Origin of the sequence: Duganella radicis (assembly GCF_009720825.1) — a bacterium.
GTDB lineage: Bacteria > Pseudomonadota > Gammaproteobacteria > Burkholderiales > Burkholderiaceae_D > Rugamonas > Rugamonas radicis.
In genome coordinates, this window is the sequence record NZ_WNKY01000038.1 from 33647 (window position 1) to 58080 (window position 24434).

Annotated in this window: 27 protein-coding genes and 2 pseudogenes; 14 read left to right on the top strand and 15 right to left on the bottom strand. The window is 60.9% G+C overall.

From position 1 onward, the window contains the following. Positions 1-7: 7 nt before the first annotated feature. A complete protein-coding gene (locus GM676_RS24115) occupies positions 8-2197 on the bottom strand; it encodes a TonB-dependent receptor plug domain-containing protein (RefSeq protein ID WP_155466672.1) in 2190 nt (729 codons plus the stop codon). A gap of 107 nt (positions 2198-2304) precedes the next feature. On the opposite strand from GM676_RS24115, the gene GM676_RS24120 reads away from it, so the two are divergent. From GM676_RS24120 to asd, 3 genes are all read left to right on the top strand, one after another. Further along, positions 2305-2523, top strand: coding sequence for a hypothetical protein (locus tag GM676_RS24120; protein WP_155466674.1), 219 nt, complete (start codon positions 2305-2307; stop codon positions 2521-2523). Beyond that, positions 2516-2770: a hypothetical protein gene (locus GM676_RS24125; RefSeq protein ID WP_155466676.1), complete on the top strand. Its 255-nt coding sequence runs from the start codon at positions 2516-2518 to the stop codon at positions 2768-2770. The genes GM676_RS24120 and GM676_RS24125 overlap by 8 nt, the downstream gene beginning before the upstream one ends. 113 nt (positions 2771-2883) lie before the next feature. Beyond that, positions 2884-3732: an archaetidylserine decarboxylase gene (asd, locus tag GM676_RS24130; RefSeq protein ID WP_371866356.1), complete on the top strand. Its 849-nt coding sequence runs from the start codon at positions 2884-2886 to the stop codon at positions 3730-3732. On the opposite strand, the gene GM676_RS24135 is transcribed toward asd, so the two are convergent. Beyond that, positions 3733-4644, bottom strand: a complete 912-nt coding sequence (locus GM676_RS24135; RefSeq protein ID WP_155466678.1) for a LysR family transcriptional regulator — start codon at positions 4642-4644, stop codon at positions 3733-3735. 119 nt (positions 4645-4763) lie between these two features. Between GM676_RS24135 and GM676_RS24140 the strand changes: the two genes are divergently transcribed. Further along, positions 4764-5363: an FMN-dependent NADH-azoreductase gene (locus GM676_RS24140; RefSeq protein ID WP_155466680.1), complete on the top strand. Its 600-nt coding sequence runs from the start codon at positions 4764-4766 to the stop codon at positions 5361-5363. A 14-nt stretch (positions 5364-5377) separates the two neighbouring features. Next, complete coding sequence (locus GM676_RS24145; protein ID WP_155466684.1) at positions 5378-6247, top strand: pirin family protein; 870 nt, start codon at positions 5378-5380, stop codon at positions 6245-6247. A gap of 69 nt (positions 6248-6316) precedes the next feature. Here the strand turns inward: GM676_RS24145 and GM676_RS24150 are convergent, their stop codons facing one another. Further along, on the bottom strand, positions 6317-6514 hold the full coding sequence (locus tag GM676_RS24150; protein ID WP_155466687.1) for a hypothetical protein: 198 nt from the start codon (positions 6512-6514) through the stop codon (positions 6317-6319). Then, on the bottom strand, positions 6511-6789 hold the full coding sequence (locus GM676_RS24155) for a hypothetical protein (protein WP_155466690.1): 279 nt from the start codon (positions 6787-6789) through the stop codon (positions 6511-6513). The genes GM676_RS24150 and GM676_RS24155 overlap by 4 nt, the downstream gene beginning before the upstream one ends. A gap of 83 nt (positions 6790-6872) precedes the next feature. Between GM676_RS24155 and GM676_RS24160 the strand changes: the two genes are divergently transcribed. Then, on the top strand, positions 6873-7337 hold the full coding sequence (locus tag GM676_RS24160; RefSeq protein ID WP_155466693.1) for a hypothetical protein: 465 nt from the start codon (positions 6873-6875) through the stop codon (positions 7335-7337). Here the strand turns inward: GM676_RS24160 and GM676_RS24165 are convergent. Continuing rightward, complete coding sequence (locus GM676_RS24165; protein WP_155466696.1) at positions 7334-7624, bottom strand: hypothetical protein; 291 nt, start codon at positions 7622-7624, stop codon at positions 7334-7336. The two genes, GM676_RS24160 and GM676_RS24165, sit on opposite strands and share 4 nt — an antisense overlap. Positions 7625-7626: 2 nt before the next feature. Beyond that, positions 7627-8244 carry a glycoside hydrolase domain-containing protein gene (locus tag GM676_RS24170; RefSeq protein WP_155466699.1) on the bottom strand — a complete coding sequence of 206 codons (618 nt, stop codon included), beginning with the start codon at positions 8242-8244 and terminating at the stop codon, positions 7627-7629. Between the two features lie 150 nt (positions 8245-8394). On the opposite strand from GM676_RS24170, the gene GM676_RS24175 reads away from it, so the two are divergent. The 4 genes from GM676_RS24175 to GM676_RS24190 all read left to right on the top strand — a co-directional run bounded on the left by GM676_RS24175 (position 8395) and on the right by GM676_RS24190 (position 13867). Continuing rightward, the gene (locus tag GM676_RS24175) at positions 8395-11661 is read left to right on the top strand and encodes an nSTAND1 domain-containing NTPase (protein WP_155466702.1); all 3267 of its coding nucleotides are present in this window, start codon (positions 8395-8397) and stop codon (positions 11659-11661) included. Beyond that, complete coding sequence (locus GM676_RS24180) at positions 11658-12023, top strand: DP-EP family protein (RefSeq protein WP_155466705.1); 366 nt, start codon at positions 11658-11660, stop codon at positions 12021-12023. The genes GM676_RS24175 and GM676_RS24180 overlap by 4 nt, the downstream gene beginning before the upstream one ends. Before the next feature lie 448 nt (positions 12024-12471). After that, positions 12472-13413, top strand: a complete 942-nt coding sequence (locus GM676_RS24185) for a M14 family metallopeptidase (protein ID WP_155466708.1) — start codon at positions 12472-12474, stop codon at positions 13411-13413. Between the two features lie 94 nt (positions 13414-13507). Next, positions 13508-13867: a DUF1304 domain-containing protein gene (locus GM676_RS24190; protein WP_155466711.1), complete on the top strand. Its 360-nt coding sequence runs from the start codon at positions 13508-13510 to the stop codon at positions 13865-13867. Between the two features lie 198 nt (positions 13868-14065). Here GM676_RS24190 and GM676_RS24195 read toward each other — a convergent pair whose 3' ends face one another. Beyond that, positions 14066-16198 (bottom strand): peptidase domain-containing ABC transporter, encoded by a 2133-nt coding sequence (locus GM676_RS24195; protein ID WP_155466714.1) that lies wholly within the window; start codon positions 16196-16198, stop codon positions 14066-14068. A gap of 14 nt (positions 16199-16212) precedes the next feature. Next, entirely contained in the window at positions 16213-17436 is a 1224-nt protein-coding gene (locus tag GM676_RS24200; protein ID WP_155466717.1) for an HlyD family secretion protein, read from the bottom strand. Positions 17437-17633: 197 nt separating this feature from the next. On the opposite strand from GM676_RS24200, the gene GM676_RS24205 reads away from it, so the two are divergent. Continuing rightward, the gene (locus GM676_RS24205; protein WP_155466720.1) at positions 17634-17801 is read left to right on the top strand and encodes a hypothetical protein; all 168 of its coding nucleotides are present in this window, start codon (positions 17634-17636) and stop codon (positions 17799-17801) included. Between the two features lie 120 nt (positions 17802-17921). Continuing rightward, on the top strand, positions 17922-18215 hold the full coding sequence (locus GM676_RS24210; RefSeq protein WP_155466723.1) for a hypothetical protein: 294 nt from the start codon (positions 17922-17924) through the stop codon (positions 18213-18215). Here the strand turns inward: GM676_RS24210 and GM676_RS24215 are convergent. Continuing rightward, positions 18212-19216, bottom strand: coding sequence for a hypothetical protein (locus tag GM676_RS24215; RefSeq protein ID WP_155466726.1), 1005 nt, complete (start codon positions 19214-19216; stop codon positions 18212-18214). The genes GM676_RS24210 and GM676_RS24215 overlap by 4 nt on opposite strands. Before the next feature lie 128 nt (positions 19217-19344). Between GM676_RS24215 and GM676_RS24220 the strand changes: the two genes are divergently transcribed. Then, complete coding sequence (locus tag GM676_RS24220) at positions 19345-19635, top strand: ArsR/SmtB family transcription factor (protein WP_155466729.1); 291 nt, start codon at positions 19345-19347, stop codon at positions 19633-19635. An 11-nt stretch (positions 19636-19646) separates the two neighbouring features. Continuing rightward, positions 19647-20702: an alkene reductase gene (locus tag GM676_RS24225; RefSeq protein ID WP_155466732.1), complete on the top strand. Its 1056-nt coding sequence runs from the start codon at positions 19647-19649 to the stop codon at positions 20700-20702. Positions 20703-20706: 4 nt separating this feature from the next. Here GM676_RS24225 and GM676_RS24230 read toward each other — a convergent pair whose 3' ends face one another. From GM676_RS24230 to GM676_RS24255, 6 genes and pseudogenes are all read right to left on the bottom strand, one after another. Next, a complete protein-coding gene (locus GM676_RS24230) occupies positions 20707-21651 on the bottom strand; it encodes an MBL fold metallo-hydrolase (RefSeq protein ID WP_155466734.1) in 945 nt (314 codons plus the stop codon). A 59-nt stretch (positions 21652-21710) separates the two neighbouring features. Next, positions 21711-22706, bottom strand: a pseudogene (locus GM676_RS24235) (acetate kinase); the annotation flags it as partial. A 73-nt stretch (positions 22707-22779) separates the two neighbouring features. Beyond that, entirely contained in the window at positions 22780-23187 is a 408-nt protein-coding gene (locus GM676_RS24240; RefSeq protein WP_155466736.1) for a hypothetical protein, read from the bottom strand. Between the two features lie 13 nt (positions 23188-23200). Next, the gene (locus GM676_RS24245) at positions 23201-23863 is read right to left on the bottom strand and encodes a C39 family peptidase (protein WP_155466738.1); all 663 of its coding nucleotides are present in this window, start codon (positions 23861-23863) and stop codon (positions 23201-23203) included. Then, positions 23860-24156, bottom strand: coding sequence for a hypothetical protein (locus GM676_RS24250; RefSeq protein WP_229262844.1), 297 nt, complete (start codon positions 24154-24156; stop codon positions 23860-23862). The genes GM676_RS24245 and GM676_RS24250 overlap by 4 nt, the downstream gene beginning before the upstream one ends. A gap of 50 nt (positions 24157-24206) precedes the next feature. Further along, positions 24207-24434, bottom strand: a pseudogene (locus tag GM676_RS24255) (hypothetical protein); the annotation flags it as partial.

Consider the following 24434-nt stretch of genomic DNA (forward strand, 5'->3'; position numbering starts at 1 on the left):
ACCATTCTCAGAAGCGTGTCTCTACCGTGACGCGCAGTTGCGCCTCGCCGCTGGCAACCGTCATGCGGTTGATGCTGCCGTGACTGTCGTTGTACAGGCTTTCGGTGGTGTAGTCCTGAGCCAACAGATTGGACACCGCCACCCGCAGATTGTTCTGCGGGTCCAGCTTCCACAAGGCGTAGACGTCGAGGTCGCGCCGCACCGAGGTGTAGCCGCCCTGCGTGCCGCTGAGGCGCGCCAGGCCGCCGTTGCGGAAGCTGAAATTGCTACCGGTACTCATCTGGCCGTCCGGCGTCTTGTAATCGATGCCCAGCGTGGCGCTGAGCGGCACTTGCTGGTCGAGGCGGTTGTCCGGGCCGGGCACGCTATCCACGCGCGACCAGTTGCGGCTGACGCTGGCGCGCAGGTCGAGGTTGGGCGCATGGTCGACCAGGACGCGCGCCGGGAACTTGGCCTCCAGCTCGATGCCGCGCGTTTCGGCACGGCCGTCGTTGATGGCGGTCGAGAACCAGCGCTGGTCTTCGTAGAACAAGCCTTGATGCGTGTAATTTTCAATGCGGCGCACCGAGGCGCTGGCGCTCAGCAGGCCGCCGTCGCCCCAGTAGTGCTCGAACGACGCGTCCAGCCCCAGCGCCAGCTCCGGCTTGAGGTTGGGATTGCCGCGACGGTCCGGCTCGGTCGGGCTGTTGTTGGTCGAGGTGAATTTGCGCGGGATGAGGGCGGCGGTCGATGGCGCCTTGTAGGTGCGGGTCAGCGCGAAGCGGATCTGGTCCTTCTTGTTGGGCAGCTTGACCAGCGTTTGCAGCAGCGGGCTGAACACGCTGGAGCGATTTTGCACGGGATCGATGCTGTCGCCGTCGGCGCGGGTGTCCAGCCCTTCCCAGCGCAGGCCGGTGTAGACCGACCAGCGCGGCGTGATATTCCATTCGTCCTGGCCGTACAGCGCCAGCCGCGTGACCTTGGCGGTGAAGCCTTCGTCGCTGTTGATCGGCGAGCTGCCCGGCAGATCGGCGTCGCGCTGCACGCGGGTATCGTCGCGCTGGGTGACGCCGGCGTCCCAGCCCATGGACAGCGCGTGCTCGGCGGCGTCCTTGTCGTCGAAGGTGTACGGCGTGGAGTACTTGCCTTGCGTGCTGAAACCCTGTTCCGTGCTTGCCGACGTCACGGTGCGCAACAGCGTGGCCGGCAAGCCGCGATTGCCCGCCAGTTGCAGCGAATCGGCGGTGTTGCGCGCCTCGCTGACGGCGGCCTTGAGATCGAACTTGGCGCCTTCTTCCAGCTTGTGCACCCAGTTCAGGTCGGTGCGGCCGAAGGCGCTGTGGTTGCTGTACGAGTTGTCGCTGCGGTCGTAATCGGGGCCGTCGCCAAAAGCGGTCTCGGTGCGGCCGTGGCTGTTGCTGGCAAAGCGGTTCCAGTTGAAGAAGGTTTGCGAGGTGAGCGTGTCGCCGCCCTCCAGCATCCAGTTGATGCGCGGCGAGAGATTGAAGCCGTCGCCCTTGCCTTTGTCCTGCCAGCTTGAGGCACGCGCATAATCGGGCGCACCGTCGGCATCGGCGCCGGTTTCCCAGGTGGGCGTCATGCGGTCGTAGCGGAAATGCCAGGCGTTGGCGCCGAAGGAATACGAAGTACGGTCCTGCTTGTCCGACATTTGCAGGCTCATGCTGGGCGAACTGCTGGACTTGCTGCCCTTGGCCTGGCTGAGCTTCAGCTCGCGCTGGGCCGCCTTGAGCGCCTTTTTCAGCACGATATTGATGGTGCCGGCGATGGACTGGGTGCTGAATTCGGCGCTGGCGGCGCGCAGCACCTCGATGCGTTCGATCACATCCGGAGCCAGGCTGTCGATGGAAAAGCCGGCCGGGGCGCGTTCGCCATTGATCAGGATCTGGGTATAGCCGACGCCGAGGCCGCGCATGCGGATCTCGCCGCCGCCGCGCCCGGCCGCGCCGCCGACGGTAATCCCGGGCAGTCGCTTGAGCACGTCATTGACCGAGGTATCGCCGTATTTCTGGATTTCCTCCGCATTGACCACCGTCTTGCTAGCGGTATCATCACGGCGCGCATCATACTTGGCGGCCGAGCCCTTGATCTCCACCTTCTGCATCTCTTCCTGCTTGGGCTTCTCCGCCTCGGCACGCGCCGCCCCGGCGGCAACGCAAACGGAAAGCACAGCGACAGGCATCACACGAATCGGCGTCATACGGATTTGGCAAGTTGTAGGATGAGTGAACTCCCGCATTATGCCCTGTTTTTTATCAAATCCGCATTCATATATACGCGCATAATTGAAGAATCAGGAGGCACGCCATGAACCGCAAACTGAAACCATCCTCGACCTACATCACCAACGACCGGCCGGCAATCCTGGGCGGTGCCCGCATGACCCCCTTTCAACTCCCGCCCGATTTCGACCTCACCCTGCACCGTAAAATACTCGCCTCCGGCAAGGTGAAAGCAGCCACACCCGAAGACTGCGCGCGTGAAATAGCGATATTGAAACAAAAGATCAAGGACGGCCTTGATTAAGTTCGACTTCGATGCCGATTTGCGTTTCCGTGATAGTTTGACCAGTCTGGGAGCCCGGCAATCGGTCGACATCCTCGATTCGCTGGCAGCAATCAGCGCGCAGGGACATAGCTGGGATGAATTCGCATATCGCTATGGCTGGGAGCCGTTGTGCCTGCCCGGCATCGACACCTTCCCCGGCGCAAACGAACTACACCAATTCCAGATTCAAGCCGCCTCAGCGCAGCAATACCAAATAATCGGCTAGTCCCACGAGAATGTGGTCATCATCTGCGCTATTGCCCGCAAGGGGTAAATTAGCTGTTTTCTTTCGATACAACGCTATAATGCGCGATCGTTAATTTGTATGGATTTACTACCGTGTCCGATCGTCTTGCCGTTTTGCCGCAATATTTGCTCCCGAAGAGCGCGCTGACCAATTTCGCCGGCCGTGTCGCCGGCGCCAAGGCCGGTAAATATACGACCGGCTTGATCCGCTGGTTCGTCGGCCGCTACAACGTCAATATGGACGAAGCGCTCGATCCGAATATCGCCAATTACAAGACGTTTAACGAATTCTTCACCCGCGCCCTGCGCCCGGACGCCCGCCCGCTGGCCGACGCCGCCTACATCTGCCCGGTCGACGGCCGCATCAGCCAGTTCGGCGACATCGAGAACGACCAGATCTTCCAGGCCAAGGGCCACCAGTTCAGCACCACCGCCCTGGTCGGCGGCGATGCCAGGCTGGCCGCGCAATTCCAGCACGGCAGCTTCGCCAATCTCTACCTGAGCCCGCGCGACTACCACCGCATCCACATGCCCATCGACGGCAAGCTGACCCGCATGATTTATGTGCCGGGCGAGCTGTTCTCGGTCAACCCGACCACCGCGCGCGGCATTCCCGGCCTGTTCGCCCGCAACGAGCGCGTGGTGTGCGTGTTCGACACCGCCCACGGCCCGTTCGTGATGACGCTGGTCGGCGCCACCATCGTCGGCAGCATGGCCACCGTGTGGCACGGCGTGGTCAATCCGCCGCGTCTGCCGCAAGTCACCGAGTGGAAATACGACGACCAGAACATCGTGCTGAAAAAAGGCGATGAACTGGGCCGTTTCCTGTTGGGCTCCACCGTGGTGATGCTGTTCCAGAAGGATGTGCTGAAATTCAACCCGGCCTGGCAGCCAGCCGGCTCGGTCCAGCTGGGCGAGGAAATGGCCCAGCTGAAAAAGTAATCACAGCCCGGCCGCAACACCCGTTGCGAAGGCCGCTTCCAGCGTATCGAGGAGCGCCCGGGTCTTGGCCGGCATCAGCCGCCGTCCCGGGAAGACCGCCCACCCCGTCACCTGCGGGAAGCCCCATTCGGGCAGCACCCGCACCAACGCCCCCGTCTGCACATACGGCCGCGCAATCGCCTCGGTTGAAGCGCCGATGCCGATGCCGGTGGCAGCCATGCGCACCAGCAGCTCCGGTGAATTGGCCAGCAACCTCACCGGTAGCTCACGCTCCCACGAAGTTTTCCCCCGCAGCAGATGCCAGCGTATCAGCCCATTCACGCGCGGCGGCAGACTCAGCAAATCATGCTTGAACAGGTCATCCGGATGCTCGGGCAAGCCGCGGAGATTGGTGTACTTGGGCGAGGCATACAGCGCCAGCGAACTGAAGGTGATGCGCCGCGCCGCCAGCGAAGCGTCGTCCGGCAGATTGCCCATGCGGATGGCCAGGTCGAAACCCTCCGCCATCAGATCGACCCGGCGCGGCGACAAGTCCAGCTCCAGCGAGATGCCCGGATAGCGGTCCATGAACCGCGCCAGCACCGCCGTCATTGCCACGTTGGCGAAGTCGGCCGGCATCGACACCCGCAACAAACCGCTGGGCGCGCCCTGCCGGTGCTGAGCCAGCGCACCGGCCGCATCGGTCTCGTCCGCCACCTTGCGCGCATGCTCCAGCAGACTGGCGCCAAACTCGGTCAGCACCAGCTTGCGCGTGGTGCGCTGGAGCAGGCGCTCGCCCAGCTTGCCTTCCAGCAGCGTGATGCGGCGCGACACCGTGGACTTGGGCAACTGCACCCGCTCCGCCGCCAGGCTGAAACTGCCGCATTCGACGATGCGGGCGAACAAAAGCAGGTCTCCGGGATCGATTTCCATGATGATTGTTCCATTGGTGGATTAATGTTATCCATTTTAATGGCTTCCGCATGGTATTTGAAACGATTAAAGTGACTCCACCGACGCAGCACTCAACCAAATACTTAAGGAGCAACGCCATGAACATCCTGCAAATCAACTCCAGCGCCCGCAGCACCGGTTCCGAATCGACCCGCCTGGCCGATGCCCTGGTCGCCAAACTGCGGGCCGCCAACCCGGCCGCTGCCCTGAGCCGCCGCGACCTGGCCGCCGATCCGCACCCGGTACTGGACGAGCCTGCCCTGCAAGCCCTGTTCACCCCGGCCGACCAGCGCACCGCCGAACAAGCCGCCCGCGTGGCACTGGACGACGCCCTGATCGCCCAGGTGCAAGCGGCCGACGTGATCGTGATCGGCGCGCCGACCTACAACTTTGGCATCACCGCCCAGCTGAAAACCTGGTTCGACGCGATTGCCCGCGCCGGCGTGACCTTCAAGTACGGCCCAACCGGCCCGGTCGGCCTGCTGACTGGCAAAAAAGTCTACGTGACCCTGTCGCGTGGCGGCCTGCACCGTGACGGTCCGACCGACACCCAGCTGGCGCACATCAAGATGTTCCTGAGCTTTGTGGGCCTGACCGATGTGCAATACGTGTTCGCCGAAGGTCTGGGCATGGGGCCGGAAGCCGTGGCCAAGGCGCAAGCCCAGGCCGAGGCGGAAATCAACGCAATCCTGGTATAAACAAGGAGAAGGACATGACCGATCAAGTAAACACCGCACGCAGCGTGGAACGCATCATCACCGGCCAGGCCGTCATGGACGGCGCGGGCGTGAAGATCAACCGTGTCCTGACGCAAACGCTGCAACGCCGCCTGGACCCGTTCCTGATGCTGGACAACTTCGGCAGCGACCAGGCCAACGATTACATCGCCGGTTTCCCGAGCCATCCGCATCGCGGCTTTGAAACCGTGACCTACATGATCGAAGGCCGCATGCGCCACAAGGACAGCGCCGGCAACGAAGGCCTGCTGACCAATGGCGGCGTGCAGTGGATGACGGCCGGCCGCGGCGTCATCCACTCCGAAATGCCGGAGCAGGAAGACGGCGTGATGGAAGGCTTCCAGCTGTGGCTGAACCTGCCCGCCAAGGACAAGATGCGCGACCCGTGGTACCGCGACTTCAATGGGGCTGACGTGCCGGTGTTCGAAACCGCCGAAGGCGCCAAGGTCAAGGTGATCGCAGGCCGCAGCCATGGCGTGGACGGCGCGGTGCGGCGCGAAGTGACCGAACCGCTGTACCTCGACGTGCATCTGCCCGCCGGCGCCAGCTTCAGCCAGGTGCTGCCGGAAGGGCATAACGCCTTCCTCTTCACCTATCGCGGATCGGTGAACGTGGATGGCAAGGCCGTGGCGTCGGGCCGCATGGCGATCCTGGCCAACACCAAAGGCGCGGACGGCGTCATCGTCAGCACGGACGAAGCTAGCCGCTTCATCCTGATCGCCGGCCAGCCGCTGAACGAGCCGATCGCGCAATACGGCCCGTTCGTGATGAACACCCAGGCGGAAATCTTCGCCGCCGTCGAAGACTTCCGCGCCGGCAAACTGGGCGAAGAAGCCCGGGCGTAAAAGTTACAGCAGCCGCAGGCGGGGACGTCCCGCCTGCGGCTGCCGAATACACTTCCCAACCTTGGCCGGCTAGTCCCGGCCATTTTTTTCGCGCTCCGCGAGCAGACGCTGGACTTGCCACCGCAACTGATAATTATCGACGGCATACCCCAGGAGCAAAATCACCAATACCCCAAAGCTAATGTCTTCGCTCCACCAGTGCCAGGAGGCCCAAGCCAGCACCGCAAAAATACATCCCGCCGCGAGCAGCGCGAACCCGTCCTTCATGGCTGGCCCCAGGCATGACGATAGTGCTTCCTCGATTTGACCTGAGGCCGATAGATGCCGGGCCACCGCATCAACACGCCGGCAAGCCAAGGCCGGTGCAAATTGTTCTCCCGCGCCGACATCAGCACATCAGACAATGACGTGCCACCAGCCAGGGAACGCCCCGTTGCCACCGCGATGCTGCCCACGACCGCTCCCACATAAAACGATGCACGCAACGCCCCAAGATAAATCAGCTTCTCCAGCCCCGTTCCCGCGCCGATCAACTCGGCCACTGTCACCTTGGAGCCATGCAGAACATAAAAACCAGATATTGATGCGCCGCACTCAGGCGCTCCATAACGGATAAAATGCCGGGATGATGGAAATCTTACTGACATGGCTACGCCGCCTGAGCCACTGGCTCGGCTTTGAGACGGCCGATTCCTTCCCGCCCGGCCACCCGTACGAGCGCACGCGCTGGAATGGCGCTTACTTCGATATCGCTTCCGATGTGAAGCCCGAGGACATCGAGCGACGCCTGTGCGAGGCGATCAGCAATACGCCGCTGGTGTTCGGCTACATCGACAACCCCACCCCGCGCATGCAGCGCGCGCTGCTGGCGGTGCTGGAGGAACGCATGCGCAATAACCGCGGCCGCGCCACCGAGCTGGCCGTGCTGCTGGTCCAGGCCTATGAAAGCCCGCACATCAGCGAGATCATCCCCGGCCTGCGCAGCGTGGTCGACGCCACCCGCGGTCACGACCCTGGCGACCGCGGCCGCGCCGTCATGGCCTTCCTCGGCTCCACCCAATCGCCCTTCGATGTGATCGAGATGGGTTAGGCGGCCGAAACAGTCATGGTCAGCACGCCGTTGGACAGCGACAGCACCGCCGTGCTGCCGCCCGGGATCACCACATTCTGGCTGTGACAGGAATAAAAATCCGTCTCGCCCATGCGGATGTAATCGATGGCGGCGCTGATGCCGGTGCTGATCGCGTACGCCGCCAGCACGTGGTCCGGCGCGGTGACGAATTTCAGCGTCACGTCCTGCCCGACATTGTTCAGGAAGATGGTCCGCGACGGCTTGACCGTTTTACGCGACGGCGTCTCGGTGAAGCAGATATTCATCGTCACAGCACCCGGAACAGGCCGGCCGGCCGCGCGGCGCTGGTGCGCGCCACGCCGACGCTGATGCGCTGGCCGTCATCCACCGGCAGCACCGCCCCCGCCTGCTGACGCAGGCTGTAATCCTGGTAGTCGCCGTCCTCCGCATCGGCCAGCCAGCAGGCCGTGGCCAGGCCGCGCGCCACCATGCGGTCGCAGCAGGCGCCGGAACCGTACACGCCCACCTGATACTGACGCTCGTCCGGCGCCGCCGCCCGGAAGGCCTGATTGATGCCCTCGAAATAGCGGCTGGCCGCCCCCTCCACCCCGGCCACCTCCGGCACCGCGAAGTAAATCACCGACCCGGACGGCTGGGCGATGACCGACTGCGCCATCAGATAGGCCGCCGCCCCGTCGGCGCAACCCTGGGCCCGGTTGTAATAACCGAGATGCCCGTCGGCCGCCTCCCACAGCACGCCGATTTGCAGCCCGGCATCGGTCAGCGCACGCGCCTCGGCCAGCGACAAACTCTTGCCCGCCTGATGGCTGTAATGCCGGATCACGAAGTCGATCCCCTGTTGTTTGATTGCTATTGCGTACTGCGTCAGTTCAAACGGTGCTTTCACGCCGGTTAAAACAGTCATTGGCACTCCGTGGTAAATGTTCAACTATTTCTTTCAGGATAGTGTTAGTATTTTCTGAACGATGACTTTACCGGGGCGCCCTCCAGCTGGCCTTCCGAAAACCTTCAGGCCGATTAAGTCATTGATTGGAAAAGAAATGTTCGAGGTAGGATGAAGCACAAGAGTTTTCGTTTCGGCCAATGGCGGGTGGACCCCGCCACCAACACGCTCAGTTGCGGGGTGCTCAACCGGCAGCTGGAACCGCGGGCCATGGACGTTTTGTTGTACCTGTGCCGCCATCCGCACGTGGTGATTTCGGCCGAAACGCTGCTCGATGCCTGCTGGGGCGACATCTCGCCCAGCGACAACGCCATCCACAAAATCATCACCCAGCTGCGGCGCGCGCTGGACGATTCGGCCACCGAACCGCGTTACATCGAAACCATCCGCAAGCGCGGCTACCGCCTCTTGGCCGAGCTCAGCTACGACGATGAAGTCAGCCAGGGCAGCTGGCTGCACGCCTCGCCCTTCCGCGGGCTGGAGGCATTTGAAGAACAACACGCGGCCATCTTCTTCGGCCGCAAGCTGAGCGTCGACCAGCTGGTGCAGGTGGTGGTGGCCCAAGCGCAGGCCGCCTGCGCCATGGTGCTGGTGCTGGGCCCGTCCGGCGCCGGCAAGACCTCGCTGGTGCAGGCCGGCCTGATCCCGGCGCTGAAAGCGGGCGCCGCGCCGGCCGAATCCGGCATCGCCATCAGCAACCACGTCCAGCTCGATTGCGCCGACATGGGCCAGTCCGGCCTGCTGGAAACCCTGGCCAGCGTGCTGCTCGACGCCGAGGTCGACGGCCAGCTTCTGTTTGAAAACATCAGCGCGGCGGGGCTGGCCCAGCGCCTGGCGCACGACCTGCCGCTGCTGATCGAACACTTGCAACGCCAGTTGCCGGCGATCCGGCTGCTGGTGTTCATCGACCGTTTCGAAGCCGTGTTCCGTCTGCCGCATGTGAACGATGGCGAGCGGGCCGCCTTCATCAACGTGCTGGACCAGTTGGCGCGTTCCTGCTGCATGCAGCTGGTGCTGGCCTGCCGCAACGACTTTTACCCACAACTGGCCTCCTACCCGGCGCTGATGAACCTCAAGCTGAACGGCGGCCACTACGACCTGACGCCGCCCGGCAGCGCCGACATCGGCCAGATCGTGCGCCACCCGGCGCAGGTGGCGCAGCTGCGCTACACCATCGACGCGCAAGGCGAAGGCCTGGACGAGCTGCTGTGCCGGACCGCGCTCTCGGGCGCCGACAGCCTGCCGCTGCTGCAATACTGCCTGCAAGAGCTGTACCGCCAGCGCAGCGCCGATGGCGAACTGAGCCACGCCGCCTTCCACGCCATGGGCGGCCTGGAAGGAGCGATCGGCGCGCGCGCCGAGCAAGTGATTTCCGCCCTGGGCGCGGCGCAGATTGCCGCCCTGCCCCATGTGCTGTCGCAGCTGGTGCTGGTGGCGGAAGATGAAACCACGGTCAGCTCGCGCCGCGTGCCGTGGTCGGCCCTGCACAACGAGGCCGAGCATAAGCTGGTGCAGGCGCTGGTCGACGCCCACCTGTTCGTCAGCGATTTGCAGGGCGGCGCCCCGGCCTTCGGCTTGGCGCACGAAGCCCTGTTGCGGCGCTGGCCGCGCGTGGTGGCGTGGATCGAGGAACACCGGCAGGCGCTGCAAATGCGCAGCCGCATCAGCGCACAGGCGCGGCGCTGGCACGACAGCGGCAGCAAGCGCGACATGCTGCTGCCCTCCGGCACCCAGACCAACCAGGCGCGCCAACTGCTGGCCACCAGCAGCCTGAGCCTGACACCGCAGGAACAGCAATTCATCCAGTCCTCCCTGCAAAGCGAACGCCGCAGCGAGCGCGTGCGGCTGGGGGTGATGATCGTGGTCACCAGCCTGGCCATCCTCGCCGCCGCTCTCGGCCTCACTGCACGATCCGCGCAAACGCAAGCTGAGACTCATCGTGCAGAAGCCGAGGACTTGATGGGCTACATGCTGGGCGAGTTCGCGGACAAGCTACGCCCCTTGGGCAAGCTGGATCTACTGGACAGCATTAGTAATCGTGCGCTGTCCTACTTATCTAATACAACACAATCCAATGACGATACAACGCTTACCCAACGAGCCAAATCACTGCAGTTAATTTCGGAGGTACGGCTGGCACGCGCCGATCCAATCGGCGCCAATACCGCTTTGCTGGCCGGACGAGGAATACTTCAGAACCAGCTAAAGTCCTTACCAAAAAACACCCCGCTACTCAAAATCGCCGGTGAAAATGCCTTCTGGCTAGGCCAAATCCATTTGGATCAAAAGGAATGGGATAAGTCACGACATTACTTCGAAGAATATCGCGACTATGCGAACCGCTTTGCTGATGCTGCACCGGATGATGTCAATGGCTGGATTGAGCAATCCTACGCGCACAACAGTCTGGGGACGCTTTCTTTGCGCAGCGGCGATATACATCGGGCCGAGAAAGAGTTTGCCTTATCAGTCGAATTGAAGACAAAGGCTTACGCAAAAAAAGTCGGCGACAAGCAACTAACTTCTGATTTGGCCGACAGCCTATCTTGGCAAGCAAGCGTAGAAATGCAATTAGGGAAGTTGGCTGAGGCGCGGTTACGATACGATCGAGAGTTAGAGTTGCTGGAATCTCTGCATATGACCTATCCCAGCGACACTCTATGGATCAGTCGTCTGTCGTATGCATGGTCACACCAATCGGAGCTACGGCAAGCCTGCGGAGATCTATCCGCCAGCCATGATGCCGCCAAACGTGCACATGAACTACTTCAGATCATCGTAGACAAAGACACCAGCAACCGGGTTTGGCAAAGAAATCTACACACGATGGAATGGCGTATGGTTGAAACGGAAAGTAAAGAACCAGCGGCCTCTTCCCTCGGGCGCTTAAACAAGTTACAGAAGAATTTTGCGGAATTGAGCCAACTGGAACCGAAGAAGCTTAACCTCCAAATGCTTGGGGCGTCAGTACAGCGACGTCGCGCATCGCTGCTGATGCGTGAAAATAAAACCCTGCAGGCCGAATTAATGCTCAATGAGGCTGTGGCCAAACTGCGGCAATTACATAAAGCCGCCCCAGCAGATCTCGCCATTTCGCGCGCCCTAGCCGATGCGTTGTTATTAGGTGCGGAGTTCCAAGAAGCCAAGGATGAGGTTACAGCCCATTCGTACTGTAGACAAGTTCAAGACTTGCTATTACCACTGGTTAAAAGCAGTATGGATTTTCATGTAATTGCGCCTTGGGTAAAGGCACATATCTGCCTCAATAAACGGGATCAGGTCGTAAACGAAGAGAAATTGCTAGAGCAAATGCAGTACAGGGACCCGTCCTATTTACATTACCTTTCATACCACCCACCTAAGAAAGTAAAGCCATGAGCAAACTTATCGCATCAACGCCATTCATCAATATCCTAGTTAAAGTCCAGCCTGGTGCTCAACCAGGTCAATATCTTGTTAAAACCGCGCCCGCTGTTCCTTGGGTTACTCAAGTCGACACCGTTATCAACTATCAAATCTATGACAGTGGTGGCAAAAACGTTACGTTTACTGGCATGACGGTTGATCCGGCCCATAACGACCAGTTGAGTCCTGCTACCGTGAGTCGCAGCGGAAAACAGCTGACCTTCAGTGACGCAAATACGGCAAAACTGACCTTTAACATTACTCTGAATTTCAAAGATTCGGAAGGTGTATCCTTCTCGCATGATCCTCAGGTTCAGAACGAACCGGAACAGTAATTAGCATCATAAGAAATCGTAATCGTGGCATACTAATTAGCTCGATACCTAAGTTTGCAGTGTTGGTATCTAGCGAAATGACGGCAATCGTAGGTGGTCCGTAATTCAGAATGATCCGCAACGATAAAAGTCACGAGCAAAGCCGCTACGGCGGCAGTTGAAGTGGCCCCGCCCACAGCAAAAAATCACATTCTCACAAACATGTTACACAACAGGAGCTTACAAATGAAAATGACCTTATCGCTGTTCGCAACTCATAAACAACCATCGGAAACTCCGCTTGTAAACGCTACCTCGCTTCCAACATCGGACTCCAAAATCGAGATCCTGGTTCCGGCCGAAGTGAGGGCTGTCGCGGGTGGTCCGCAAGTTAAAAACGATCCCCAGGTCTAGGATGGCAATATCCGGTGCGTTGCTACCCGCACCGGATCTTCCATTTGCAAATAACATGCACTTCATCTCTCATCAGTACAGCGGTGAGCATGCCGGAACAAACCTGATTATCACCGGTGCCGTTCATGGCAACGAGACCTGTGGTACCAAGGCGATCCAGCGCGTGATGCAGGAGCTGAATGCCGACGCACTGCTGATCCGCCAAGGTAGCGTGACCTTTGTACCGGTGACCAATCCGCTGGCATATGCCAAGGGCGAGCGCGCCGGTGAGCGTAACCTGAACCGCAATTTGCTCCCGAATTCGAATCCACAGGATTTTGAGGATCGCCTAGCCAACTGGCTCTGCCCTCTTCTCGCGCGGCATGAGGTGCTGCTCGATCTGCATTCCTTTAACGCGGCCAGCGAACCATTCGTGATGGTCGGCCCGCGCAACAACGACGGCCCGCTCGAACCATTCCAGCACGAAGAGCAAGAACGCGCACTGGCGCGTCGTCTCGGCGTACGCCGTTTCGTCGACGGCTGGCTGCGCACTTATGGCGCCGGCGTGCAGCGTCGCATGAGCGGCAGCAGCGAACTGCAAACCGTCCTGCGCTACGGCATGGGCACCACCGAATACATGCGCTCCACCGGAGGCTACGCGCTGACCCTCGAATGCGGCCAGCACAACGATCCGCAAGCCCCGGAAGTGGCCTACCGCGCCATCCTCAACACACTGGCTTTCCTCGGCCTGATCGACGCCCCCTCGCCAGCACCGATCGCATCAGAAAACATGGAGGCCCTAAGCATGGTCACGGTCTACGACAAGCAGCATGCCGACGACACGTTCAGCCGCAACTGGTCCAGCTTCGATCCAGTAAAACAAGGCGAAGAAATCGGCCGTCGCGCCGATGGCACACCGGTGCTAGCCGAATACGAAGGCCGCATCCTGTTCCCTGACAACGTGGCCAGCGCCAACAGCGAGTGGTACTACCTCGCGCGGGTCAATCCGGCGTTTTAACCGCATTGCGCCAAAATTGGTGCCGCGCCTCTAGCCGCAGCAGCCGTGGTCAGGCGATAATGCTTGTTCAACATTATTAAAAACGGGGAGAGCCATGCTTTTAGCAGCACAAATCGTCACCGCATTGGTGGCGCTGATACACGTCTATATCGTTTTGCTGGAAACAGTATTGTTCAATTCTCGCGGCCGCCGCGTGTTCGGCCTGAGTAAAGAGAAAGCAGAGATCGTCCAGCCAGCGATGTCGAATCAAGGCTGCTACAACGGCTTCCTGGTGGCCGCGCTGGTGGTCGGCTTCGTGCACCCCGACGCAAACATCGCCTCGGCCTTCACGGTCTTCGGTTTGGCCTGCGTGGCGGTAGCCGGGGTATGGGGCGGCATTACCGTCAAGCGTTCCATTCTTCTGATCCAGACCCTGCCAGCCGCCATTGGTCTCGCCCTGCACTTCGCCGCCTGAACATGCAGACCAGGATCAACTGGCTACTCATGGCCTGCGCGGCGGCAGGGCTCATCTTCACCGGTTATAAGGAGATGCATAGCAAACCGCAGCTGCACACGATCAATAGCGCCTCCTGCACGCCAGAAGCCATCAAGCGTATAGATGGCATCACCGAACGCGCAATTCAATCCGCCAAGTGCACAGAGCGCGAGGGCACTAAGCCGGCATCCTAGCGCGCGGCGCCAAGGTTGGCTCGCTCACTTCGACCAGTTGTCCCGCTTTCAGCACGACGACGCGCTCGGCACTGGCAATCGTCTCGGGACGGTGAGCCACGACGATGCGCGTCAATCCCATCGCCCGGACCGTGGCGTTGACGCTTTTTTCATTGTCAACATCCAGTTCACTGGTCGCTTCGTCCAACACCAGAATGCGCGGCTTCCTGTATAACGCTCGTGCCAGCAGGATGCGCTGTTTCTGACCGCCGCTAATACCCACGCCGCTATCGCCCGTGATGGTGTTGTAGCCCATCGGCATACTGTCGATTTCCACATCCACTGCTGCCAGCCGAGCGCACTCTTTGATGCGCTTCCATTCCGGTAGTGGATCGAAGAAGCTGATGTTTTCCGCAATAGAGCCAGAGAACAGGCGGTCTTCCTGCATTACGGTGGCAACCATATTCCGGTACGTGGTCAGACCGACGCGGTGGATAGGCCGGCCGCCCACCAGTACCTCACCATGCGTGGGGGCGAGCAAGCCCAGCATCACCTTCACCAGGGTGGTCTTTCCTCCGCCCGAGGTGCCAGTAATCGCCAGGCTCTCCCCCGCTTCAATCTTCAGATCGATATTCTCAAAGACATAAGGCTCGGTGGGCGAGTAGCGAAAAGAGACGCCCCGCAATTCAATACTCGGTAATAATTCATCGATGTCGACCTCGTCGGCATCGTGGGGGCCAGCCTCCTCCACCTGTGCCAGCACAATGTCCGCGACACGTTCACCATGTAACTTCAGCATCTTGAATTCCACGATCTTATCGACCAGTGCCGCCAGCCGCGTGGAAAATTGGTCCTTGTAGGCGACAAACGCAAACAGCATCCCGGTGGTGAAGGAACGGTCTAATACCGCCAATGCCGCCAGCCACACGATGAGTATGCGCTCCAGCCCGAACAGCAAGGTTTGGGCTGTTTCATAGCTGATGCGAATTCGGCTGATGCGCAGTTCGGCGTTGAACTGTTCGGCCAGAATATTCAACCAACCCGCACGACGCTGCTCCCCTTTGCCGAACAGCCTCACGCTCTGTATGCCATTGGCAGTTTCAAAGAAGTGCGTGGTTTGCTTCGCGGCGTGAATGATCTGCTCGGAGGTCGCGGTCCGTAAACCATGGAACAAGGCCCAGCGCATCAGGCCGTACAGCCCCACCGCGATCAGCGAAATGCAGGCGAGACGCTGGCTGTACATCAGCATCATGCCAAACGTCCCCACCACCATGACGCCATCCACCGCCGCTTGCACGAAGCCGCCAGTCAAGGTTTTTTGAATGGAGGTGATGGAGCCGAAGCGCGACATGATGTTGCCAACGTGGCGCTTTTCAAAATACTCCAGAGGCAGCTTGACCATGTGCCCAAACACATTGCCGAGCCACTGGAAATTAAGCTGGGTACTGATGGCGGCAACAAACCATCCGCGCACGGCGCTAATCGCCGCCTGTACCAGAATCAGCAGGCCGAAGCCTAAAGCCAGTGTGGTTAGCAAGTCCCGGTCGGCTGAAAGCAGCGCATGATCGACCACCCATTGCAGGAAGAACGGCAGCGCTATCGAGATAGCCTCCAGTCCCAATGCCAGCAACAGGATTTGTATCAGCCCCCGCTTCAAACCGACAATGTGTCCCATCAAGCCGCGCAGCGTAAATTGCAGCTTCTGGTTTGCTGGTGCAAAGTCAGTGGAAGGACTCAATTCCAGCCCCACTCCAGTAAAGTGCTTGCTGAACTCGGCCATTGTGAAGCTGCGCAGACCAATCGCCGGATCGTGGATCACGGCACGACGACTCGATACCGACACCAGCACCACGAAGTGATCCATATCCCAGTGAATGATGCACGGCAGTTGCAGTTGCGGCAAATTGTGCATGTCCAGCTTGACCGGCCGGCTGTCCAATTTCAGCGCTTGCGAAATGCGGATCAGGCTTTCCAGCGTCGCGCCCTTGCGCGAGATTGGGAAGCGCAAGCGCAGCGAGGCAAGGTCGGTGCGATAACCGTGATAATCGGCCACCATCGCCAGGCTGCACAGCCCGCACTCGCTGGCCTCGGTCTGCAAATAAATCGGCACCTTGCGATGCAGTGCTATACCTTCCATTCAATGCGGCTCCATCATAAGCGGCCAGAAATGCCAAGCAACGGTTCGAATATCCACTCCATCAACGTGCGCCGTTCAAGGACCAGCGTGGCGGACAACTGCATACCCGGTTTCAGGGTTTGCGGCTGATCCTGTTTATCCAGCCTCACACGCACGCGGTAGACCGGCTCGGCTGACGCTGCCGGCTTCAATTCCGCCAAGGATATCGTTGTCATCGATACCTCGCGGACCTGGCCATTGAATTGACCAAATTTTTGATACGGGAACGCGTCATAACGCAGCAAGACTTTGGTACCGGGGCGCACAAAGCCGGCGGCACGCGTGGGGACGTACAGTTCCGCTTCCAGCTGACTATCTTTCGGCAGCAAGCTCGCCAAGCGCTGTTCGCCGGACACAGCTTGCCCCTGATCGACAACAATGCCGGCCAGCCTGCCGCTGGCGTCGGCGCGGACGACGATCTGGCGCTTGGCTTCGTTTTCGCTGGCCTGCTGCTTGAGTTCCTCCATGCTCCGCTTGAGCGACGAGGCTTCACGGCCGCTCTGCAATGGCAAGTCGCTACGCAAGGCGGTGAGCGCCTCAATATCTCGCTGAATACTCAAACGTTCGCCTTCAAGAGCGGAAACCCGCGACTCCTGCTCGATCAACTCCGCAGCTTTTTGGCTGGCGGCGTTTTTTGGAACACTACCTTCCGTGGCGAGGCTGCTCAAGTTCGCGGACAAGTCGCGCAGGATGTCCGTCTTACGGCGTTGTAAAGCCAATTCAGTGTCCAGACGCTTGAGGCTGACGTTGAGGTTCAGGAGGCGCTGGTTGATCTCTTGGGACTTATTCCCACTCTGTATGCTTTGCTGTTCAAGCTCACGGCTCAGGTGCGCCATGCGGGAAGACAACGCGTCGTTGATGGCAGCTTGGGTAGCACCTTTCGCGCTGGTGCGCTCACTGGTCAGCACGAATACTGGGGCGCCGACCTGTAGCAGATCGCCCTCCTTGGCCTGGATGCTCGTGATCACGCCAGACTGGGGCGCGACCAAGCGAATGACACCGAGGTCAGGAACCACCACGCCATCAACCGTTTCCTTGCGCGTGAAGCCGTGGTAGCAGGCAAAGACGATCAACGCGATAACGATGGCGCAAAAGAAAATGGTCAGCGCGACGTGCGACCACGTATTCGCCAGCACCACCGTGCCATGCAAGCGCTGGTTTTTATGCGCCACAGCTTCTGGCCGAAATAATCGACTCATCAGGCTCTTTCATCGTACAAGCAAAAAAAATAGACGCAGCAATGCGTCCGCAGTCATCGAAGCCAATGCTACTGTAGCGCCTCTCATTATGCAACGACCAACCTTGGCGCAACCATATTATTGCGATTGCCACAAGAGCCTGCTAGACTGATTCGCGTACTGCCCTGTTCCCAAAAACCTTTTTTAGGAAATCAAGTATGCGTATTCCATTTTTCACCAAAGATGCGAAACAGTCTTCTGCCAGGCATCCACAATTGAAGAAGCAGGCCTCTCCCCTTGCAGCTTCTGGCATCGAGGAACTCAAACCCGAGCAGTACAAAATAGTCTCCGGTGGTCCAGAAATCCGAAACGAACCTGAGCGATAAACTGACTCCACAAGTTCGGCAGCGTAATCAACACAGTTGCGCTGCCGTGGTTCTTGTATCACCAATGCGTTCAACTCTATCTATAATCCAAGGATCAAAGTCTATTCGGGAGCCACAAAAATGTGGGTAGATAAGTCCTGCGATGGAGTACCTGAGTCCTTGATGGTCAAGTGCAACCACCTTGCCTTCTCTCTGGCGGCAGAGTATCGGGTCGTTGTGAGCGGCATACATAGCGAGGTAGATCTTCAAGATAGCATCGTGCTCTGCACGTTACTGCTCAACACGTCCGAAAATCAAGCACAAGAGCTTGATTCGATACTTGGCAAACTGCTGTTTGAACAGATTCCAGACTACGACCCGAGCCAATATTGGATTGGCTTCGCTGCGCAAAGAAGCACGCTTCAAGCTCACTAGCGTCTCAGGCTGGGCAGCGTGACGACAGGCGGCGGCGCCGTGGTCTCCGCGGCCGGTTTGGCGCCGGTGCCGCGCAGGGCCAGCAGCCAGCCGATGCCGTCGAACCAGAACGGCGATCCCAGCGAGGCGGCAAACGCCGTTGCGATCCAGCCGATCAGCGCGAACGTCAGCGCCACGGTGAACGGCCACACGCCGCTCACGCCCTCAAAGCGCGCCGATGGCCAACCTATCGGCAGCGCTTGCAGCACATCGGCCTGCGCCTTGCCCTGTTTGGCCTGCTCCAGCGGCGCGGCTTCGGTGGCCGGCGGGGCCGCCGGTTTGGCGGCCTGCGCTTTCTGCACCAGCTGCGCGGTCAGCGCGGAATCATTCCACAGGCGCTGCGACAATTGCAGCGCGTCGATATTCATCACGCACGCATAAAACAGTCCGACCAGGAACAGCACGAACTGCGAGCGCCGCTTGTACCAGCCGCTGATGCGCTCCATCACTGTGTCGTACCACAGCCGCACCGCGTTCTCCAGCGCCGCCTCGTCGTCCGGCCCATCGCCCATGATGGCCAAGAGCGTGCGCGTCAACCCCTCGTTGCCGACGCTGTTGAGCAGCGCGGCCGCCGTCGGCCCCTTGCCGTATTTCGCGCTCAGCGTGGAGACAAACGCCCGCGCAAAGATCGTCGACGGAATATACGACGGCATGCGCCCCTGCTGCGCCATGCCGGTGATCAGCGGATGGCGCATCACCTCGGCGGTCAGCGATTGCGCGCCCAGCTTGTCGAGTCCGAAGCCGCCACGCACGCGCAGCAGGCGCAGGATGGACGGCACGATGCCGCGCACCTTCGGCCGCGCCGCCGATTCGTGCAGCATGGTCAGCACGCCGTCCAGCAGCACCTTGGCGCGCGTCTGGAACAGCGAAGCGATCGCCTCGCGGGTGGCGCTGCACAGCAGGCTCACCGCCAGGAAAGTGTAAGACAGCCCCACCGCCACATCCAGATAATGACTCGACATACGACCCTCGTTAGATTTCCAACAATGTTCCAATAACATAAAGGATTTTTTGGCCGCCAGCACGTTTTTCTTTTATATCGTAAGATGGCGATATTGAAATCGGAAAAACACGATACATATAGCCCACCATGGACATAGACGCGATCCACAAAGCCCTCGCCAATCCCACGCGGCGCCAGATTCTGGCGTGGCTGAAGGAGCCCGAGGTATTTTTTGCAGAGCAGCAGCACCCGCTGAGCCTGGGCGTGTGCGCCGGCATGATCGACCGCCGCGCCGGCCTGTCGCAATCGACCATGTCGGCCCACCTGGCCGTGCTGGTCAAGGCCGGGCTGGTGACCTCGCAGCGCGTCGGCCAGTGGAACTATTTCAAACGTGATGAAGCCCTCATCCAGGCTTTCATCGATCAAATGCAACTATAAGGAACATCACCATGCCAACCTTGTTCGATCCCATCACCATTGGCGATATCACCCTGAAAAACCGCGTCGTCATGGCACCGTTGACCCGCGCCCGCGCGATTGGCGGCGGCCGCGTGCCGAACGCGCTGATGGCCAGGTACTACGCGCAGCGCGCCACTGCCGGCCTGATCCTGAGCGAAGCCACCGCCGTCACCCCGCAAGGCGTGGGCTACGCCGACACGCCGGGCCTGTGGTCCGATGAGCAGGTGGAAGGCTGGAAGCAAGTCACCGCCGCCGTGCACGCCAAGGGCGGCGTGATCTTCGCCCAGCTGTGGCACGTGGGCCGCATCTCGGACCCGAGCTTCCTGAACGGCGAGGCGCCGGTGTCGGCCAGCGCGATCGCGGCCCAGGGCCACGTCAGCCTGCTGCGTCCGCAGCGTCCGTATCCGGTGCCGCGCGCGCTGGAAACGGCCGAACTGGCCGGCGTGGTGGCCGCTTACAAGAAGGCCGCTGAAAACGCCAGGAAAGCCGACTTCGACGGCGTGCAGATCCACGGCGCCAACGGCTATCTGCTGGACCAGTTCCTGCAAGATAAAACCAACCAGCGCACCGACCAGTATGGCGGCCCGATCGAAAACCGCGCCCGCCTGATGCTGGAAGTGACCGATGCCGTGATCGAAGTCTGGGGTCCGAACCGCGTCGGCATGCACCTGGCGCCGCGCCGCGATTCGCACGACATGGGCGATTCCAATCCGGCCGAGACCTTCGGCTACGTGGCGCGCGAGCTGGGCAAGCGCAAGATCGCCTTCATCGCCGCGCGTGAAGCGGTGGGCGAAGACAGCCTGGCGCCGCTGATCAAAAAGGAATTCGGCGGCGTGTTCATCGCCAACGAGAAAATGGATAAGGTGGTGGCGCAGCGCGTGCTGGACAGCGGCAACGCTGACGCCATCGCCTTCGGCAAGGATTACATCTCCAACCCGGATCTGGTGGAGCGCCTGAAAACCGACGCCCCGCTCAATCCATGGAAAGCCGAAACCTTCTATGGCGCCACCGAAGAAGGCTATACCGACTATCCGGCGCTGGCCTGATGTCTTAGCGCGGTTGCGTGTAGGCCACCGGCACAAACACGTAGCCGCCCTTGCCGTTGACCCGCACGTGGCCCAGCGCCGGGAACGACAGGTGCGGCGCGCCGATCAGGTAACCCTCCTTGGCCGCCGCCGCGAACGCTTCCTTGCGCTCGGCGGTCGCGATCTTGCTGTCGGTATCGAACTGGATGCCGACGCCCGGATCTTCAAACTGCACCGACTGCACATGCAGCAGGTCGCCCAGCAGCACCAGCTTTTGTCCCTTGCTCTCCACCACGTAAGTGATATGGCCCGGCGTATGCCCGCCATTGAAATAGGATTTAATCCCCGGCACCAGCTCGGTGTTGGCCACGATGGGCTGGAACTTGCCGGCCTTGACGTAGGGGTTGATCGACACCATCGGCCCCTGGAAGTTATCCTTGGCGTCGGCGGAAGCCTTGTCCAGATTGGCCGGGTTCAGATAGTAATCCGCGTCCAGCTTCCCGGCCCGCACCACCGCGTTCGGGAACACGCGCTGCTCATTGGACGCCAGGCCGCCCACATGGTCGCCATGCATATGGCTGATGTAGATCTCGTCGACCTGCTCCGGCTTGTAGCCGGACGCCTTTAAATTGTTGAGCAACTGCCCCAGCGTCGGCCCGAACAGGCTGGCCGCGCCGGTGTCGATCAGCACCAGCTTGCTGCCGGTGTTGATCAGGAAACCGTTGACCGAGGTCTGCACCGGGCTTTTCAGGAAGGCCTTGTCGAGCGCGGCGATGGTCTTGGCCGGTGGCTGCTTGAGCAGTTTTTCCACCGGCAGATCCAGCGTCCCATCGTTGAGCACCGTGATTTCAAAGTCGCCCAGCGTGGTGCGATAAAAGCCCGGCGCCTGGAACCGGGCCATGGGCGCGCCGGCTTGTGCGGCGGCGCTGACCAGCAGCGCGGCAATGACGGTCAAAGTACGTGTGCTCATGGCTCCCCTATTTTAGAAATTGTCAGGAGCACTACAATACCTCAAATACAAGAAGTTCGTTAAAACGTCATTGGCAAACGGAACGACAGTTGCACATCGGGCGTGTCGCGCGTCAGCCCGGCGCCGACCGCGATGTTGACGGTGCGCCGGTCGCTGATGCGGTACGAGAAACCGGTCAGCAGCGTGCCCAGTTGCGTGCGCACTGAGCCGGCCACCGGCACGCCGTTCTGGCGCGTGCGGGCGATCGAGCTGTGATCGTAGCCAAAGCTGATCAATGCCCGGTCGTTCAGGGCCAGGCCGACGCCGAAGTTAAAGCCGATCACATCGCCAGGCTCGATGCGTCCCAGCGGTTCCAGCTCGCCGCCCAGCACGCGGCGGTTGACGTTGTCGCGCTTGAAGTTGTACAGGTAGCTGACGCCGCCGAACAGAATCGCCGGATCGCTGGAGTACAACCACGTCAGGCTGGGCTGCAAGGCATAGAAACCGGAACCGGTCGGCAGTTCCAGCGGCAGGCCGGTGCCGCTGGCGTTGGGCCCGACGCAGCGCTTGGTGCAATCGGTGACGACGCTGAACGGATCGTCGCCGGTGCGCGACTTGAAGCGCAACCCGGCCACATAGTATGGCCGGTCCGCACCGCCCTCGTTCAGCTGGTAGCGCAAGGCCAGCTCCGCATCGCCGATACCGCGCCCGCTGGTATCGAACACGCGGTCGACGCCGGTGCCGGTAAAAATCTCGCGGCTGACGGTGGAGTCGGAACGGTACACATACGGCACTTTCAATTCCAGCTCGGCGCGGTTGCTGAGGCCATAGCGGCCGGTGATGGTGGCGGTGGTGGTGTTGCGCTTGACCTCGCGCACGTCCACCAGCCCGATCAGCAGCGCCGGAATAATCGTGTACCCCACCAGCACCACGCGGTTGCTGGACGAATAGCCGAATTGCAGCGACGGCTCCAGCACGAACTTGCCGCGCGGCGTCAGCACGCCCGGCTGCTCGAACAAGGGCGCCACGGCGGGCGGCCGGCTGTCCTGCGGCGGCGCCGTGCCGACTTGCTCCGGCTCGGCCATGACGGTTCCGCTGGCCAGCATTGCTGCGGCCAGCCACTTTGCGTTTGCTTGCATCTGCTTTCCCCTATTTGCCTGCCGCGCGACTGAGTGCGTCGCGCAGACCGCTTTCAAAATTGACGGCCCGCAGCAACGCCAGATTGGCGACCGTGGTGTCGATCGTGGTCTGGGTGCGGATGGCCTGCTGGTTGAGATTGTTCTGCACCAGCACGGCGGCCATGGCGTCACTGGCCGCCTGCGCTTGCGCAGCGCTCAACTGTGTCATATCGGGGATGGAAAAATGGGTGTTTGCTACAACAGTGCCATTGATCGAAACCAAACGTTCGACACCTAATGACACCAGCATGCCGTTGCCCACATCGAAACCGCCGCGCGCCTGCTCCAGCTGGCTGTCGTCGACAGCCAGCCAGGCCTCGGCAGGATCGGCCTGTGCCGCCGCGCAGGCCAGCAGCAAACTCCATAACATCGTGCGCATGCGGCCCCTCCTTTCAGAAATTGCCGCCGCCGTTCTTGGGCAGCGTGATATCGGTCAGGCTGGCGCGGTTGATGGCTTCGCCCAGCGGCGCGCGCGGCGCCACGCTCCAGTCGGACGCCAGGTTGAAGCCCGGCTGGCCGGGCCACTCGTGAATCACGAACAGCAGATGGTCCGGCCATGCGGCGTCAAACTCGGCGCGGCGCATGGCGCGCGTGCCGCCGGCCGGATCGCCGATCAGCACACGCTGCTCGTCCACGCCCTTGATGACGACAAAATGCCAGTAGCCGTTTTCCGCGATGCGCACGATGGCGGGCAGACGCGCCTGCGCCAGCTTGTACAGCGGCTGCGAGAAGCCATCGGCGGTAAAACCGCGCTGCGCCAGATAACGTTTCATGTCCAGCAGCGAAAAGCCCTCGCGCTGTATCTTCTGCTGGTCGCCCTGCGCATACATGGCGCTGAACGCCTCCTGCTCGGACACCGGCGTGTTGTAGTGATAGGTCAGCAGCGTGGCCAGCGCCGCCGAGCCGCAGCTGAAATCGAAATGCTGGCGCACCGTGGTACGGAAGCGCGCTTCCTTCAGGCTGGTGACGTGCAGCGCGTAGCTGCCGCCATCCACGGCCGGCAGGTCGGTGGCATGGGCGCGGCAGGCCAGCATCAGTAAAGGGATAATCTTCATTGCATGTGAATGTTGATGATGGTGGCGTTCTGTATCAGCACATTCGAGCCGGAATTCTGTATCGCCACCGGCAGGCCGGAGGCACTGCTGAACGCCCCGCTGCTGATGGTGTTGGCGCCGCTGACGACATTGGACGTGGTGTTGCCGGTGACGGCGCCATTCACGCGCATCTCGTTATTGACCGTGTCCGCACCGGCATGCAGCGCGGCCAGGCGCTGGTCGTCCACCGGCTCACTGTCGAACACCGGCGCGGCCAGCGCCACGCCGGCAGCCAGGATGAAAGCTATCTGCATACATCTCCTCCTTTGTACGAAAGGCGGGACGCAAGCGCCCCGCCTCATGCTTAGCGGCCCAGGCTCAGGTTGGACTGCACGTTCACGCTTTGCTGAATCAACGACGACATGCCGCTGTTCTGCGAAGCGACCATGATGCCGGCGGCCGACTGGCCGACACTGCTCATGGCGTTGGACATATTGAAGGTGCCGGCGCTCACCGCCACCGCGCCGCCCGCACCGCCCGTGGCCGCGCCGCCCACGCCGCCGGTGGCCGCGCCGCCAGTGTTGGCGCCGCC